Origin of the sequence: Staphylococcus sp. EG-SA-14 (assembly GCF_017151935.1) — a bacterium.
In the GTDB taxonomy this organism is placed as follows: domain Bacteria; phylum Bacillota; class Bacilli; order Staphylococcales; family Staphylococcaceae; genus Staphylococcus; species Staphylococcus aureus.
In genome coordinates this window covers 199,353-215,888 of the sequence record NZ_JACVZM010000002.1, presented here as the reverse complement: position 1 = coordinate 215,888, position 16,536 = coordinate 199,353, and the positions used below count along the sequence as shown (strand labels likewise).

Below are 16,536 nucleotides of genomic sequence, written 5' to 3'. Positions count from 1 at the left end.
TTTTTATTGGGATAATTATGTAATCCACGTTTACTCAAATTTGAAGCTTAAATATTAATCTCTTTTAGATGCATGATTCTACTTATTAAAATTTTCTAACATATACATTATAGCAATAAATTAAATGTTATTTGTGTCACAAAATTGACATTTTCTCTTGTCGTTAATTTGTCACAATTTAATTTTATTAAACCTAGTCTTTTTATGCAATCTAAGATATCATAATCTTATATGAACAAATTTAAGGAGGGGGATTATGAGCAAAGAGCATACTTTGTCACAAAATATTAGCAGAGTTAACTTCAAAGAATTGCAACAGATAATTAAAATGGGACTTGTTCAAGGTAACTTAATTCCGGCTTTTGCGGGCGCATGGCTAGCAGTTGTAATGACAAATCATTCCTTCTTATCATCAATACCTCAAATTTTATTAATGCTATTTGGATCTACTTTAATTATGGGTGGCGCATGTGCGTTAAATAATTATTACGACCAAGATATTGATCGTATTATGCCTAGTAAACAAAATAGACCAACTGTAAATAATAGAATTACAGATCAAAATTTATTACTATTAAGTTTTGGTATGATGTTAGTTGGAGAAATTTGTTTGTTTTTATTGAATATACCATCAGGCGTACTTGGTCTTATGGGGATTGTAGGTTATGTGTCTTATTACTCAATATGGTCTAAAAGACATACAACATGGAACACAGTGATTGGGAGTTTTCCTGGAGCAGTACCACCACTAATTGGATGGGTTGCAATTGAAGGACAAATTAGTTTAACAGCGATTGCGCTGTTTTTAGTTGTATTTTGTTGGCAACCAATTCATTTTTATGCCTTAGCTATTAAACGTAAAGATGAATATGCACTTGCAAATATTCCAATGTTACCATCAGTTAAGGGCTTTAAACGTACACGTGTCAGTATGTTTATCTGGTTGATTATTTTATTGCCAGTACCTTTATTACTAATAAATTTAGGTGTCGTATTCGTAGTGTTAGCTACATTATTAAATTTAGGATGGATTGCATTAGGTTTAACAACATTTAAGAAAAATTCAGATCAAACAAAATGGGCAACACAAATGTTTATATATTCACTAAATTATTTAGTGATCTTTTTCGTGTTAGCTGTGATTGTTTCATTACTTACTTTGATCTAGATTAATTAAGTTAGGATGAAAAATATGGGCGTTCCAATTTTACCAACGATTAGTACGACATGTATTGTCATTAGTGCAATTTTAATTGCCATTGGTTGGAGACTTATTTGGAAAAGGGAAATAAATAAACACAAAAATGTTATGTTAGCTGCAGCTGTTTTTGCTTTAACTTTTTTCTTAATCTATGCAAGTAGAACGATTTTTATCGGTAATACAGCATTTGGCGGACCAGCATCAATTAAGAAATATTATACGATTTTCTTATTTTTCCACATTAATTTAGCAACAATTGGTGGTATTCTAGGCCTAGTTCAAATTATTACTGCATTTAAAGATAAATATAATGTACACCGCAAATTCGGGCCATTCGCTTCAGTTATATGGTTCTGTACTGCAATTACAGGTGTAGCAGTTTACTTATTATTATATGTATTATATCCAGGTGGAGAAACGACATCACTGATTAAAGCAACATTTGGTCATTAATATGCTTATACAAATGATACTAATCTGATAAGGCAATTTGTTTTATCAGGTTTTTTGATGAAGAATAGTCGGACAGTTGATGGTATTCATTTGATACCTTAACTGTCCATTTTTTTATACATATTTTAATCTTAATAATGAAATTCAACCTAAAAACATAAAGATAGGTTATGATATAGATTGTAGGGAAAATCTTTATGACGTTAAAATTATGCCTGAAGATGATTTTGTTTTATCGAAACGACACAGTTATGTCAGTGTTGAAAATTTGCTAATTAATGTGTTGTTTTTTACAATAGTATTAATACTTTTTAGGTGGTTGATTGATGAAAAAGTTAATTATAAGAGTCGTCGGTGTATTATTTTTAGTTGGATTTTTAATATATCTTTTTTATTCACCGAGATTAAAATTTGATGTATTAGAGAACCCGAATAAAGGTAATAAAGTAAATAGATCTGAACAGGTGAATAAATCAAATAACCATGCTGAAAATCCAAAGCCTAAAGAAGGTGTTGGTACATGGGTAGGTAAAGATATTAAAGTGCTTACTTCTAAATTTGGACAAGCAGATCGTGTTTACCCTTTTAGAGATGGTTACAAAAATTATGTGTTTAAAGACAAAAACAGTTATTACATTGTTTCAACTAAACGTGAAGAAATCGTTTCAGTGTATGCTACAGGTGAGAAAGTCAATGTTAGTCCGTTAAAAATAGGACAACATTCTGCAGAAATTTTTAATCATACAAGTATTAATCCAGAACCGTCCTTTAAAGTTGATGGTAAAAAATATGAATTTGAACTTTCAGATGAAGATTTAAAAACACAAACACTGATTAAATATGGCGACATATATGCACAAGTGTATTCTGATCAACAATCGAAAAAGGTGCTAAGTGTACGATTTTTAACAAAAGAAATGTTAGCAGATATTGAACCTTATCAATTAAATTCTAATTCTACGTCAGAAGAGCATAATAAGCGTCCAGTTGAGCAAAATCCAAATCAATTAATTTCTCTTTATGAAGTAACGAATGAAATGAGAAAATTAAAAGGATTAAAACCATTGAAAATCAATAGCGATTTAGCACATATTGCATCTAATAACTTATATGAAGCGACCTCTAATGGTTCTGATAGTGTTGAATTTACAGAGGACGCATTAAGAGGGCAATTAGATAAAAATCACGTTACTTATAAAACAACTGCTCAAAATGTTGGTTATGCGTTTAATGATGTACCAACATTAATCCATAGTTGGATGAATTCAGATATACATCGATCTCGTCTATTAAATTCAAAATACGATGAGATGGGTGGAGATGTAATGAGAGATTATTATTCACTAATTTTCTTAGAAAAATAACAATGAGGGGTATTTATGATTAATGAAGCTTCACTAGCGATATTAGATGATATTGATGAACTAGCTGATATGATAGTTGCATCAGATATTTATGCATCATTTGAGCAAGCTAAACAGGCGCTCGAAAACAATGACGAAGCACATTTACTTTATCAATCATTTTTAAAATCAAAAGAAAAATATGATGAAGTAATGCGATTCGGGAAATATCATCCTGATTATAAGAAAGTTATGTTAGAAACAAGACAACGCAAAAGAGCATATGAGATGCTTGACGTTGTGATGCATTACAAAGCTAGGGAAATGGCACTTCAACATTTAATAGATGAAGTTGTTACGAAAATTGCGTACGCTGTTTCAGAATATGTGAAAATAGAAACAGGTAATCCATTCTTTCAAACATCACATAGTGGTTGTGCGACGGGCGGATCCTGTAATTGTTCATTATAAAAAACATCGAGTCAGAAAAAGGTGGTTATTGAAACCACTAACTAGCATCTGACTCGATGTTTTTATTTATTCGGGATTGTTTGTTTGAATTGTTGTGCTAAATCTGGTCGATCTGTCACAATCGTGTGTGCACCTTTTTGGTATAAATCATTCATCAGATCTATACTATTTACGCCATAATAGCCTGGAATGATATTCATATCATTTAACCATTTGATAAAACGAGATGAAGTCAAATCAATGCCTTTAAAATGAGTAGGCATTTGGAACGTTTGTGCTAATGGTTGGTAGTACCTACCACCTAATAAATGATATTTTAAAAATGCTTCTGTAACTTCCTGTTGGCTAGCACCAATTGCGACGGATCCTTGTGCAATTTTATTAAAACGAACGATTTGTTCTTTATAAAAACTTGTCACAAGAACGCGGTCAAATGCTTGATTTTCTGCAATTGTATCAAACATAATTTGTGGTGCGATTGAGCCTTCATAGGATTCAGGAGCATCTTTTAAGTCTACGTTTATATACATATCAGGATATTGCTTCAGCAACTCATCGAAGGTTAGTATAGCTGTGTGTGCATGACCACGATATGGTGTTAGTCCATTGATATCTTTGAAGTGATAAGCTGCGTCTAATTTCTTTAATTCTGCTAATGTATGGGCACTAACTTTTCCAGAGCCGTTCGTCGTTCTATCAACAGTTGCGTCATGAAAAACGATAAGCTGTTGATCTTTTGTGAGTCTCACATCTGTTTCAAAGCCATCAACGCCTAATTGTTTAGCATAGTCAAATGCAAGTTGCGTTTGCTCTGGTCTTAAAGCCATACCACCGCGATGCGCAAATATATATGGTGCATTGCCTTTGAAAAAAGCAGGGATGGTTTGCTTTTTATTAATCACTTTATTTTTATTGATCATTAATAGACTACTTAAAAATCCAGCACCGACTAGTACAGCATTTAAAATGTTTCTGTTTACTTTTTTCATAAAAAATTCCTCCTCGTTTACTTTTATAGCTTAACAAATTCATAGTTCTGACTACAGCGAAATGTGTGGTTAATCATATAGTGATGCTCTTGAGAATTGAATTAATATAATGATGTTTAATATAATCTAAATACATTTATCGAGCAATTACATAAGACATAATTAAGGTAGCTTAATATTTTAAAATTAATAAAGACATGATATGATTAATGCTGAAAATAAATGGAGTGAGGTTTAAATGAATTTAATCCCAAGAACTAGTATTGTAGTTTATTTAAAACATATGAAACATGAACGACAAATCCGAAAATATGGACATATCGTTCATTCAAATAGAGATCGTAAATTTGTAATTATGTATGTGAATGAGCAAGATGTTGATCAAATTGTACATAAACTAATGCAACTTAAATACGTTAGACACATTGATGGCTCACCATATAAATACTTAAAGAAAACTTACGAAAAAGAGAAACACGAAATATATAATTAATATTATTGAAGTTCTGGTATCCATTTTTGGAGCCTTAACACACTAATTAAATAATTATAATATAACGATAAATCATGAAATGCTTGAGGGGGCTGTACATCGATACCTAAAATTGGTATGTCGAATTTTTCAGCACAATCATTTATCATTTGAAACTTTTTATTTGAATCTGGATATGGATATTTAATAGCGTTTATCATGATATAAAATGCTTGGAAATGATTGCCAGTTGTAGGGTTCATAATGATTGCTACAGATGACTTTTTATTTTCAGCTTGTGGTGAATGAAAATAGATAATTTTATCAATACGTTGATGGTTATATTCAATCATCGTCATGAATTCGAACAAATCTGTTAGACCTTCACCAAGTGTAATAAATGTTTGTTTCATTGGTTTATCATTCTCCTTTTTCTCAATAAATTATATTAAATAACTAAATGAATTGGAAGTGTGAACAACATGCGCGTCATTGCAGGTAAACATAAAAGTAAAGCTTTAGAAAGTATGGAAGGCCGTAATACGAGACCAACTATGGATAAAGTTAAAGAAGGTATCTTTAATAGTTTATATGATGTGTCAGGTATAGGTTTAGATTTATTTGCAGGAAGCGGGGCGCTTGGAATAGAAGCACTCTCTCGAGGTATGGATAAGGTAATCTTTGTTGATCAAAATTTTAAAGCTGTAAAAGTTATTAAATCAAATCTTGCGAATTTGGATTTAGAGGCACAATCTGAAGTTTATAAAAATAATGCAGATAGAGCTTTAAAAGCATTGTCAAAACGTGATATTCAATTTGATGTCATTTTCTTAGATCCACCTTATAATAAAGGTCTCATTGATAAAGCTTTAAAACTAATTTCAGAGTTTAATTTATTGAAAGAAAATGGTATCATCGTTTGTGAATTTAGCAATCATGAAGAAATAGACTATCAACCGTTTAATATGATTAAACGTTACCATTATGGGTTGACAGACACATTGTTATTAGAAAAGGGAGAATAGCATGGAACATACAATAGCGGTCATTCCGGGTAGTTTTGACCCCATTACTTATGGTCATTTAGACATTATTGAGAGAAGTACAGATAGATTTGATGAAATTCATGTCTGTGTTCTTAAAAATAGTAAAAAAGAAGGTACGTTTAGTTTAGAAGAGCGTATGGATTTAATTGAACAATCTGTTAAACATTTACCTAATGTCAAGGTTCATCAATTTAGTGGTTTACTAGTCGATTATTGTGAACAAGTAGGAGCTAAAACAATCATACGTGGTTTAAGAGCAGTCAGTGATTTTGAATATGAATTACGCTTAACTTCAATGAATAAAAAGTTGAACAATGAAATTGAAACGTTATATATGATGTCTAGTACTAATTATTCATTTATAAGTTCAAGTATTGTTAAAGAAGTTGCAGCTTATCGAGCAGATATTTCTGAATTCGTTCCACCTTATGTTGAAAAGGCATTGAAGAAGAAATTTAAGTAATAAAAATAACAGTATTTTAGGTTTATCATGGTTTACAATCCTAAAATACTGTTTTCATTTGTTAACGATATTGCTGTATGACAGGCGTGTTGAAATCTGTTTGTTGTTGCCCGCTTATTGCATTGTATATGTGTGTTGCTTTGATTTCATTTGTGAAGTAATGTGCATTGCTTTTGTTAATATTGGTTATATATTGTCTTTCTGGGAACGCTGTTTTTAAATGCTTTAAATATTGTCTGCCACGGTCGTTCATCGCTAATACTTTAACTGCGTGAATGTTTCTCGTAACATCTGTAGGTTTAATGTTTAATAATACATTCATTAACAGTCTTTGGATATGCGTATATGTATAACGCTTTGTTTTTAGTAATTTTACAAAATGATGAAAATCAGTTGCTTCATAAATGTTAGATTTCAAACGATTTTCAAAACCTTCAGTAACATTATAAATATTTTTTAATGAATCTGTAGTCATAGCTATGATTTGATATTTCAAATATGGAAATATTTGATTTAATGTTATATGAGGTGTTACGTACAAGTGTTGAATATCTTTAGGTACCACATGATGCCAATGATTATCTTGACTAATGATTGATGTTCTAATAGATGTACCACTTGCAAACTGATGGTGTTGAATTAATGAATCATGATGTTGAGCATTTTCTCGTTTAATAGAAATTGCATTGATGTTTTTAGCATTTTTAGTAATTGCTTTCAGATAACTAATACCAAGTATGTTGTTAGGACTTGCTAGTGCTTCATGATGCTCTAATAATTCGCTAATGATACGAGGGTAGCTTTTACCTTCTTTTACTTTTTGTGAAAAGGATTCAGATTGTTCAATTTCATTAATGCTGTGTGCTAATTGCTTTAATGTTTTGATATCATTATTTTCACTACCAAATGCAATTGTATCGACACTCATATAATCTGCGACTTTAACTGCTAGTTCGGCAAAATGATCGCCAGATGATAAACTGGCAGTTGCTGGTAGTTCGATAACTAAATCAGCTGTTGATAATGCCATTTTTGCACGAGTAAACTTATTATAGATTGCTGGTTCGCCACGCATGACAAAGTTACCACTCATTATTGCAATAGTAACGTCAGCATTTGTAAGTTTTTTAGATTGATTAATATGATATTGATGCCCATTATGAAAGGGATTATATTCTGTGATTAAGCCAACGCTTTTCATTTGCAATTCGTCCTTTCGGTATTCATTATTAATATTGTAACAGAACATGATATGTTAAGAAAAAATCTTGACAACTTGTTCTTAGAAAGTTAAAATAAATTTTGTGCTTGTTAGAGGTGAAGCCATATGAAATGGTCAATTACGCAATTAAGGAAATATCAAGGTAAGCCATTTGAATTTGATCAAACGGTGAGTTTTGACAATTTAAAAGAATCATTAGATTTAATTGATTTATCTCCAATTACAATCCAAGGTCAGTTAACCATTAAGTCAACAGAAGTCGTTGCGGATATTCACATTACTGGTACGTATACAATGCCTTGTGCACGTACTCTTGTACCAGTTAAAGTCCCACTAGATGTAACTACTACAGAAGTATTTGATTTAGAAGGGTACAATCAGTATAACGATGATCAAGATGATGTAGATGAACACTATCACATTATTAAAGATGGTATGGTTAATCTTCATGATATTGTCGAGGATATAGTTATTATTGAGAAACCAATGAGAGCTTATTCAGAGCAAAGTGACCAAATGTTGACAGTAGGTAATGGTTGGGAAGTAATCGATGAGGATCAATTAGATGAGCTTGCTAAACAGCAAGAACAAGATGATTCAGAATCACGACAAGTTGATCCAAGGCTTCAAAAATTACAACAATTATATGATAAAGAGCAATAAGTAGTTTAATTAATGATATAATGTTGTTAATTAAACTAACATTTAGTATTTTTCGTTTATAATCTAAGGAGGATATATCATGGCAGTACCAAAAAGAAGAACTTCTAAAACTAGAAAAAACAAACGTCGTACGCATTTCAAAATTTCAGTACCAGGTATGACTGAATGCCCAAACTGTGGCGAATACAAATTATCACACCGTGTATGTAAAAACTGTGGTTCTTACAATGGCGAAGAAGTAGCAGCTAAATAATTTTAGTTACTCAATATAAAAAGTCCCGCTTAAAATGATTGTTTTAAGTGGGACTTTTTATATTGCGAAAAATAATTGGCGAACGAGGTAACAGGATACCTCATCCGCCATTTAAAATTTGTTAATTTAATAATTAAATATAAAGACGATTAATTAGTTTTTACGTTTTCTAGGTAATACGAATGCAACGATGCTACTTAAAGCTAATAATGCCATTAATGGTAATGTCATATCTTTATTTGATTCTTCACCAGTTTGTGGTAATGATTTTGCTTTATTTTCTTGTGTATTTTTATTGTTTTGGCTTTGAGTGTGTCCATCATTTGTGTTTTTAATGTTTGCTTTTTGTAATGGAGCACTATCTTTTGCTTCGCTAGAACCTGCTGAAGTTTGAACAACATCTTTTGTTGTTTTTGATGAAGCAGTTGTTGGTTTTGCAACATTTTGAGTCGTAGATACTACCTTAGTTGGAGTTGTACTACTTGATTCTACTTCACCTTTAGCTGGTTTTGTAGCAGGCGTTTTGTCTTTACCTGACTCACTAGATGCGTCATTTTCTTTTTCAACACTTGGTAATTGTTTATTGTCATCTTTTTGGCTGTCTTGTTTTTGTGATTCTTTTTCAACAGGTGATGGTGTTGGTTTGCTAGGCGTAGCTGGAGTAGCTTCCTTCTTAGCTGAGTTATCTTGTTGTTCTTTTTTGTTAGATTTATCGGTATTGGCTTTTGTAAATGCTTCTTTATCAACGATTCTGACATGGTATTGTCCATCATAATCAATCGTTTTTACGTGAACTTTAACGATAGCATCATATAGAGTTTTACCTTCAACATATGGGAAAATAATTGTTCTAGTATTATTTTTAGCATCTTTGCTTATAGTTCTAACACGTTGACCTTCAACCATGAAATCTTTCCAGTAATCGTCATTAGTAGTTTCCATGACCATATATTTTTTGCCGTTAAGCATACCTGTTTTAATAGGGTGTTTAACAAAAGTATCCATCATAGATTCGTTATTCTCAACACTTTCATAAACAACATATTTTGTATCTTGTAAATCAGTCATTTTTTCATTTGTTGGTTGTACATTTTGGAATTCAGTAATAGCTGATTTCACTTGCTCATCTAAAGCTTTCTTTGTATCCTCTAATTTCTTCTTGTACTCAGCCTTTAATTTTTCAGGAAGTTTATCTTGAATTTTATTTAATTCATAAACTTGTCTTTCTAGTGTTTTCGCTTTTTTATATGGCGCTAATAATTTTTCAGCTTTATAATCTTCTTCAGTTTTGAATTTATCTGCACTGTTATAAATTGGTTGTGCGAATTCCATTAATGTGTAATCGTATTTTTCTTCTTTGTTATTGAAGTGTGTTGAACTAACAATTTTAACAGCTTTTGTTCCATTTGATACAGAGAAACGAATGTAAGCATAATCTTTAACAGTATCGTATGATACTAATTTAATTGGCAACTTTTTGTCACCCTCATAAACTTCAAATTTTCTCCAAAATTGACCTGATTGTAATCCTAATTCAATTTCTGGTTTTGAATCAGTGAAAATAACTCTAGCAGGTTTAACAGAGCTGGCATAATGATAAAATTGTTGCTCACCATTTTCTTTTTTCATTTCAAAATCAATTGGACGAGAGTTTGGTGCGCTATGATCTTTATCTTTTATTGCAGGGTTTTTAATCGCTTCTCTAAGTTCCTGATTCAAAATAGGATATGTATTGTTATCGGCTTTTGTTGCTGGTTTAACTGCTTTTGTTTCCTTAGGGGCTTTAACTTCTTTAACTTCTTTAGCTTCTTTTGTTTCAGAAGTAGGGGCCTCAACTTCTTTATTAGATACTGAGACAGCATTAGCTACTGGTTTAGTTTCTGGAGCTTTTTCAGATGTTGTTGTTGGACTTGCAACTGCTTCAGTTTTTGGTTGTGCTTCTGTATTTGTACCACCTGTTTCTTCAGCTGCTTGTGCTTCGCCATTTGACATTAATAATAAAAGTGTACTAATCGCTACAGATGCAACGCCTAGTGATGACTTTCTAATTGAATAAAATGATTTAAATTCTTTTTGCTGTTTGTTCATGTTGTAGAAACAACTCCTAATTGTATATTATCAACTGATAATCATTATCAATTGATTACTTGTATTGTACATTGAAATGGTAGTTAATTGCAACGTTATTTTATAAAAAAATAACCTATGTTATAGATTATGAAATATCTATGACATAGGTTAAATAAAATTTAAAATAAAAAATATATTAAGTTATGAGTGTGACGATGATTTATTTAGATTCTTTTCTTTTGAAAAGTAATAAAGATAATGAACCTAAAAGGGCAAGTGTTGCGAAGGCAACTGTGCTAATAAAGTTATCAACTGAAGTTAAACCAGTTTTTGGTAATTCTTTAGCTTTAGATGCTTGTTTAGGCGTTTCGTTTTGTTTTGTAACTTTGTTAGTTTGTTGTGATTTATTATCACTTACAGCTTGATTGTTGCTTTCAGATTTCGCTGTTGCAACATCTTTAACAGGTGTTTGAACTTTATTTTGTTCTTGAGCTGTTTGTGCTGTTTTAACTGTATGAGCAGTTTGTGTTTTAGTTTGATCTTTTGTTGTTTCAGTACTTACAACTTTAGTAGAGTGATTGTCTTCAGCTTTGCTTGGTGCAGTTACAGCAGGTTTAACTTTTTCAACTTTAGGTTGAACTGGTTTAGTTTGCTCAGTAGGTGTTTTAGGTTGAGCAGGTTTTGGTTGAACTGGTTTAACATTGTTTGGTTTTGCTGCGTCAGCTAATGTAGGAATTGCTTTTTCAAATTCTAAATGCGTAGTATATCTATGATTGTAATTAATTTGAGGTACGACAATATGTACTTTTGTAGTTAAACTCTTATACCCAGGTTCAACAGCAACGTTGATTGTTCTAGTGTCAGCTTTTTTATCATCGTTAACAACAGTTGTTGCTAATTCTTGATTATTTGCATTGTAAAATTTGTATTCTTTCCAGAATGATGCGTTGTTCAATACAGCTTGGAAATAATATTTATTATTTTGTTTAATTACTTTACCAGGGTGTTGCATATAGTCATCCATGTGTGACTTCTCTGAAGAGCCATCTTTTTGCACTTGGAAATTAATTGGTTGTGATGTTGCTTGAGAAACTTGTGTGCTTTGATTATTAGTTGCGTTCGTAGCTTCTGTTGCCGCATTGACTTGTTGGCTGTCTGCGCCTATGTATACAAGGGAACCTAAAATGATAGATGCTGTACCCATTGTAATCTTTTTCATAGCTGATGAACGTTGTTCTGATTGATACTTACTGTTTAAATAATGTTTTGTCATGTTGTTTTCCTCCTAAGGATACAAATTATGTGTTGTTATATGAGATGATTAACCATTGCAATTGATAATGGTTATCAATTATACTAGCACATCTATTTTCGTATAACAATAATAAATTGATTATAAAATAAATATTGACAATGATAATCATTATTATTTATGATTTTACTAAAGACTCAAAAGCAATCATAAAAAGGAGGATTATATTGTGAAAAATATTTTAAAAGTTTTTAATACAACGATTTTAGCATTAATTATCATCATCGCGACATTCAGTAATTCTGCAAATGCCGCGGATAGTGGCACTTTGAATTATGAGGTTTACAAATACAATACCAATGACACGTCGATTGCTAATGACTATTTTAATAAACCGGCAAAGTACATTAAGAAAAATGGTAAATTGTATGTTCAAATAACTGTCAACCACAGTCATTGGATTACTGGAATGAGTATCGAAGGACATAAAGAAAATATTATTAGTAAAAACACTGCCAAAGATGAACGCACTTCTGAATTTGAAGTAAGTAAGTTGAACGGTAAAATAGATGGAAAAATTGACGTTTATATCGATGAAAAAGTAAATGGTAAGCCATTCAAATATGACCATCATTACAACATTACATATAAATTTAATGGACCAACTGATGTAGCAGGTGCTAATGCACCAGGTAAAGATGATAAAAATTCTGCTTCAGGTAGTGACAAAGGATCTGATGGAACGACTACTGGTCAAAGTGAATCTAACAGTTCGAATAAAGACAAAGTAGAAAATCCACAAACAAATGCTGGTACACCTGCATATATATATGCAATACCAGTTGCATCCGTAGCATTATTAATCGCAATCACATTGTTTGTTAGAAAAAAATCTAAAGGCAATGTGGAATAATGAGAAATGTTAAACAAATTGCTACAAAATCTATTATAGCTATTATTAGCATAGGTATACTTACTTATACAACAATGATTGGTAGCGTGTTGGCTGATGAGATAAAATATCCATCAGCCAAATTTAATCAACCTGAAGCAAAAGATAAAACAGAATTAACTACATCAATTTTTGATGAAAAGATAAAAGAGAATAAAGCGTTAGAGTTACTAATTTTTAATCAAGAAAATAAAAATGTAACTGAGGAACAACAACTAGTTGACGAAAAGGCGCAATTGATTTCAGATATGACTGGTAAAATTTACTTGCAAGTAAAGCTAAAAGGTCAAATAGATAAAGAACAACTTGTTTTTCAAAATGACAAAAATGAAGAATTTCCTTTTGTTATAAAAGATGAAAAGGATGACACAATAGTAAGAATTTTAATTGAACAGCATATGGATAAAATCAATATGCATGTTAAAACGTTGGCTGAAAAGAAAAATCTAGATAACAAAGAAATGGTGTATTCTATTCATTTTAAAGAGAAAAAAGTACAACATGATGATGCAAAAGAAGTGCCTTCAAAACATCAAAATCAAGAAAATAATCAAGATCAGCTTAAAAAAGATATTGATGACAAAAAAGATAGTCAAAAATCAGATACTAAGGAAAGACGTACTAGCCTTTTTACTGAAAAAGGATTAAATGATATTCCTGTACAAAAAGATAAAGTGCAACAAGACAGTAATAAAAAGATTGAAAATGAGCGACCTAAAGCATCAGGTACATTAAAAGTTGAAAATAGCCCTCCAACAGTAAAAAAGGTTGAAAATAATCACAAAGAGCAACCGAAACATAAAGATGAAAAATCAAAAAAGGAAAAGAAAAAAGTAGTTGAAAAAGAAAAAGCGTTACCAGCTTTTAATAGAGATGATGATAGCAAGAATAGTAGTCAATTATCTAGTGATATTAAAGAACTTGATGAACCAAATCATAAAAAGCAATATATTTTATTTGCAGCTGGCATTGTGTTAGCAACTATTTTACTTATTTCGGCACATTTATACAGCAGAAAGAGAGGTAACCAAGTTTGAGAATCATAAAGTATTTAACCATTTTAGTGATAAGCGTCGTTATCTTAACCAGCTGTCAATCTTCCAGTTCTCAAGAATCAACTAAATCCGACGAATTCAGAATCGTACCAACAACTGTTGCATTGACAATGACATTGGACAAATTGGATTTACCAATTGTCGGTAAACCCACGTCATATAAGACATTGCCTAATCGTTATAAAGATGTACCGGAAATTGGTCAACCAATGGAGCCGAATGTTGAAGCTGTTAAAAAATTAAAACCAACACATGTTTTGAGTGTGTCAACGATTAAAGATGAAATGCAACCATTTTACAAACAATTAAATATGAAAGGCTACTTTTATGATTTTGATAGTTTAAAAGGGATGCAAAAGTCGATTACACAATTAGGTGATCAATTTAATCGTAAAGCACAAGCAAAAGAATTAAATGACCATTTAAATTCTGTAAAGCAAAAAATTGAAAATAAAGCAGCTAAACAAAAGAAACATCCCAAAGTATTAATATTAATGGGTGTACCGGGTAGCTATTTAGTAGCAACTGATAAATCATATATTGGTGATTTAGTTAAAATAGCAGGTGGAGAAAATGTTATTAAAGTGAAAGATCGTCAATATATTTCGTCTAATACTGAAAATTTGTTGAATATCAATCCAGATATTATTTTAAGATTACCACACGGAATGCCTGAAGAAGTTAAGAAAATGTTTCAAAAAGAATTTAAACAGAATGATATTTGGAAACATTTTAAAGCTGTGAAAAATAATCATGTTTATGACTTAGAGGAAGTGCCATTCGGTATTACAGCAAATGTTGATGCTGATAAGGCAATGACTCAATTATATGATTTATTTTATAAGGATAAAAAATAGTGAGTTGATATGATGATAAAAAATAAAAAGAAACTACTATTTTTATGTTTGTTAGTCATTTTAATCGCAACTGCTTATATTTCGTTTGTAACCGGTACAATTAAATTGTCATTTAATGACCTAATTACAAAATTTACAACTGGTAACAATGAAGCAGTGGATTCAATCATTGATTTGCGATTGCCACGTATATTAATTGCATTGATGGTTGGCGCAATGTTAGCAGTTTCTGGAGCATTATTACAAGCAGCACTACAAAATCCTTTGGCAGAGGCGAATATCATTGGCGTTTCCTCAGGTGCACTTATAATGAGAGCACTTTGTATGTTGTTTATTCCACAATTGTACTTTTACTTACCATTATTAAGTTTTATTGGAGGTTTAATACCATTTTTAATAATTATATTGTTGCATTCTAAATTTAGATTCAATGCTGTAAGTATGATATTAGTAGGTGTTGCGTTATTCGTATTATTAAATGGTGTTTTAGAAATTTTAACTCAAAACCCTTTAATGAAAATTCCTCAAGGCTTAACAATGAAAATATGGAGCGACGTATACATATTAGCAGTATCAGCATTATTGGGATTAATATTAACATTACTATTGTCCCCTAAATTGAATTTACTAAATTTAGACGACATACAAGCGCGAAGTATCGGTTTTAATATTGATCGTTACAGATGGTTAACAGGTTTATTAGCAGTATTTTTAGCAAGTGCAACTGTTGCGATTGTTGGACAACTAGCCTTTTTAGGTATTATTGTGCCACATGTGGTTAGAAAGCTAGTTGGGGGCAATTACAGAGTACTTATTCCGTTTTCTACAGTTATTGGTGCATGGCTATTGTTAGTGGCTGATTTATTAGGACGAGTGATACAGCCTCCTTTAGAAATTCCAGCCAATGCTATTTTAATGATTGTCGGTGGTCCAATGCTAATTTACTTAATTTGTCAAAGTCAACGAAATCGAATCTAAAACGGTACAACAACTGGTTTAGTGATGACTGAAGAAACGTCGTTAATAAAAGAGGATTTTTATGAGAATGAAGCGATTTTTAACTATTATACAAATTTTATTGGTTGTAATTATTATCATTTTTGGTTACAAAATTGTTCAAACATATATTGAAGACAAGCAAGAACGCGCAAATTATGAGAAATTACAACAAAAATTTCAAATGCTGATGAGCAAACATCAAGCACATGTGAGACCACAATTTGAATCACTTGAAAAAATAAATAAAGACATTGTTGGATGGATAAAATTATCAGGAACATCATTAAATTATCCAGTACTACAAGGTAAGACAAATCACGATTATTTAAATTTAGATTTTGAGCGAGAACATCGACGTAAAGGTAGTATTTTTATGGATTTTAGAAATGAATTGAAGAATTTAAATCATAATACTATTTTATACGGGCACCATGTCGGTGATAATACGATGTTTGATGTGTTAGAAGATTATTTAAAGCAATCGTTTTATGAAAAACACAAGATAATTGAATTTGACAATAAATATGGTAAATATCAATTGCAAGTATTTAGTGCATATAAAACTACTACTAAAGATAATTACATACGTACAGATTTTGAAAATGATCAAGATTATCAACAATTTTTAGATGAGACAAAACGTAAATCTGTAATTAATTCAGATGTTAATGTAACGGTAAAAGATAAAATAATGACTTTATCAACGTGCGAAGATGCATATAGTGAAACAACGAAAAGAATTGTTGTTGTCGCAAAAATAATTAAGGTAAGTTAA

The 16,536-nt window shown here is 31.1% G+C and carries 19 protein-coding genes; 14 read left to right on the top strand and 5 right to left on the bottom strand.

Annotated features, from left to right (window positions below; translation table 11 throughout):
- Nucleotides 1-256: 256 nt before the first annotated feature.
- From cyoE to IDG63_RS03280, 4 genes are all read left to right on the top strand, one after another.
- The gene (gene cyoE / locus IDG63_RS03295) at nt 257-1,168 is read left to right on the top strand and encodes a heme o synthase (protein ID WP_000031401.1); all 912 of its coding nucleotides are present in this window, start codon (nt 257-259) and stop codon (nt 1,166-1,168) included.
- Nucleotides 1,169-1,192: 24 nt separating this feature from the next.
- Entirely contained in the window at nt 1,193-1,654 is a 462-nt protein-coding gene (locus tag IDG63_RS03290; protein WP_000538766.1) for a DUF420 domain-containing protein, read from the top strand.
- Between the two features lie 326 nt (nt 1,655-1,980).
- Nucleotides 1,981-3,018 carry a CAP-associated domain-containing protein gene (locus IDG63_RS03285; protein WP_000733409.1) on the top strand — a complete coding sequence of 346 codons (1,038 nt, stop codon included), beginning with the start codon at nt 1,981-1,983 and terminating at the stop codon, nt 3,016-3,018.
- Nucleotides 3,019-3,033: 15 nt separating this feature from the next.
- Nucleotides 3,034-3,468 (top strand): YlbF/YmcA family competence regulator, encoded by a 435-nt coding sequence (locus tag IDG63_RS03280; RefSeq protein ID WP_000606482.1) that lies wholly within the window; start codon nt 3,034-3,036, stop codon nt 3,466-3,468.
- Between the two features lie 62 nt (nt 3,469-3,530).
- Here the strand turns inward: IDG63_RS03280 and IDG63_RS03275 are convergent, their stop codons facing one another.
- On the bottom strand, nt 3,531-4,457 hold the full coding sequence (locus IDG63_RS03275) for a glycerophosphodiester phosphodiesterase family protein (RefSeq protein ID WP_000757565.1): 927 nt from the start codon (nt 4,455-4,457) through the stop codon (nt 3,531-3,533).
- Nucleotides 4,458-4,695: 238 nt separating this feature from the next.
- Here IDG63_RS03275 and IDG63_RS03270 point away from each other — a divergent pair, with 238 nt between their 5' ends.
- Nucleotides 4,696-4,950, top strand: coding sequence for a YlbG family protein (locus tag IDG63_RS03270; RefSeq protein WP_001049150.1), 255 nt, complete (start codon nt 4,696-4,698; stop codon nt 4,948-4,950).
- Nucleotides 4,951-4,952: 2 nt separating this feature from the next.
- Here the strand turns inward: IDG63_RS03270 and IDG63_RS03265 are convergent, their stop codons facing one another.
- A complete protein-coding gene (locus IDG63_RS03265; protein WP_000814565.1) occupies nt 4,953-5,342 on the bottom strand; it encodes a DUF7147 family protein in 390 nt (129 codons plus the stop codon).
- A gap of 69 nt (nt 5,343-5,411) precedes the next feature.
- Between IDG63_RS03265 and rsmD the strand changes: the two genes are divergently transcribed.
- Together rsmD and coaD are read left to right on the top strand one after the other, a co-directional pair.
- On the top strand, nt 5,412-5,954 hold the full coding sequence (rsmD, locus tag IDG63_RS03260) for a 16S rRNA (guanine(966)-N(2))-methyltransferase RsmD (RefSeq protein WP_001263796.1): 543 nt from the start codon (nt 5,412-5,414) through the stop codon (nt 5,952-5,954).
- Between the two features lies 1 nt (nt 5,955).
- On the top strand, nt 5,956-6,438 hold the full coding sequence (gene coaD, locus IDG63_RS03255; protein ID WP_000401377.1) for a pantetheine-phosphate adenylyltransferase: 483 nt from the start codon (nt 5,956-5,958) through the stop codon (nt 6,436-6,438).
- 61 nt (nt 6,439-6,499) lie between these two features.
- Here the strand turns inward: coaD and IDG63_RS03250 are convergent, their stop codons facing one another.
- Nucleotides 6,500-7,639, bottom strand: coding sequence for a nucleotidyltransferase (locus tag IDG63_RS03250; RefSeq protein WP_000843616.1), 1,140 nt, complete (start codon nt 7,637-7,639; stop codon nt 6,500-6,502).
- Between the two features lie 126 nt (nt 7,640-7,765).
- Between IDG63_RS03250 and IDG63_RS03245 the strand changes: the two genes are divergently transcribed.
- Entirely contained in the window at nt 7,766-8,323 is a 558-nt protein-coding gene (locus IDG63_RS03245; protein ID WP_000872155.1) for a YceD family protein, read from the top strand.
- 79 nt (nt 8,324-8,402) lie between these two features.
- Nucleotides 8,403-8,576 carry a 50S ribosomal protein L32 gene (rpmF, locus tag IDG63_RS03240; RefSeq protein ID WP_000290472.1) on the top strand — a complete coding sequence of 58 codons (174 nt, stop codon included), beginning with the start codon at nt 8,403-8,405 and terminating at the stop codon, nt 8,574-8,576.
- A 153-nt stretch (nt 8,577-8,729) separates the two neighbouring features.
- On the opposite strand, the gene isdB is transcribed toward rpmF, so the two are convergent.
- Together isdB and isdA are read right to left on the bottom strand one after the other, a co-directional pair.
- Entirely contained in the window at nt 8,730-10,664 is a 1,935-nt protein-coding gene (gene isdB / locus IDG63_RS03235) for a heme uptake protein IsdB (protein WP_001041598.1), read from the bottom strand.
- 202 nt (nt 10,665-10,866) lie between these two features.
- The gene (isdA, locus tag IDG63_RS03230; RefSeq protein WP_000160844.1) at nt 10,867-11,919 is read right to left on the bottom strand and encodes an LPXTG-anchored heme-scavenging protein IsdA; all 1,053 of its coding nucleotides are present in this window, start codon (nt 11,917-11,919) and stop codon (nt 10,867-10,869) included.
- A 208-nt stretch (nt 11,920-12,127) separates the two neighbouring features.
- Between isdA and isdC the strand changes: the two genes are divergently transcribed.
- The 5 genes from isdC to srtB all read left to right on the top strand — a co-directional run bounded on the left by isdC (nt 12,128) and on the right by srtB (nt 16,536).
- Nucleotides 12,128-12,811 carry a heme uptake protein IsdC gene (gene isdC / locus IDG63_RS03225; protein ID WP_000789822.1) on the top strand — a complete coding sequence of 228 codons (684 nt, stop codon included), beginning with the start codon at nt 12,128-12,130 and terminating at the stop codon, nt 12,809-12,811.
- Nucleotides 12,811-13,887 carry an iron-regulated surface determinant protein IsdD gene (gene isdD / locus IDG63_RS03220; protein ID WP_001246683.1) on the top strand — a complete coding sequence of 359 codons (1,077 nt, stop codon included), beginning with the start codon at nt 12,811-12,813 and terminating at the stop codon, nt 13,885-13,887. Before isdC ends, isdD begins: the two co-directional genes overlap by 1 nt.
- Nucleotides 13,884-14,762, top strand: coding sequence for a heme ABC transporter substrate-binding protein IsdE (isdE, locus tag IDG63_RS03215; RefSeq protein ID WP_001220194.1), 879 nt, complete (start codon nt 13,884-13,886; stop codon nt 14,760-14,762). Before isdD ends, isdE begins: the two co-directional genes overlap by 4 nt.
- A 12-nt stretch (nt 14,763-14,774) precedes the next feature.
- Nucleotides 14,775-15,740 carry a hemin ABC transporter permease protein IsdF gene (isdF, locus tag IDG63_RS03210; RefSeq protein ID WP_000594537.1) on the top strand — a complete coding sequence of 322 codons (966 nt, stop codon included), beginning with the start codon at nt 14,775-14,777 and terminating at the stop codon, nt 15,738-15,740.
- A 61-nt stretch (nt 15,741-15,801) separates the two neighbouring features.
- A complete protein-coding gene (srtB, locus tag IDG63_RS03205) occupies nt 15,802-16,536 on the top strand; it encodes a class B sortase (protein ID WP_001242405.1) in 735 nt (244 codons plus the stop codon).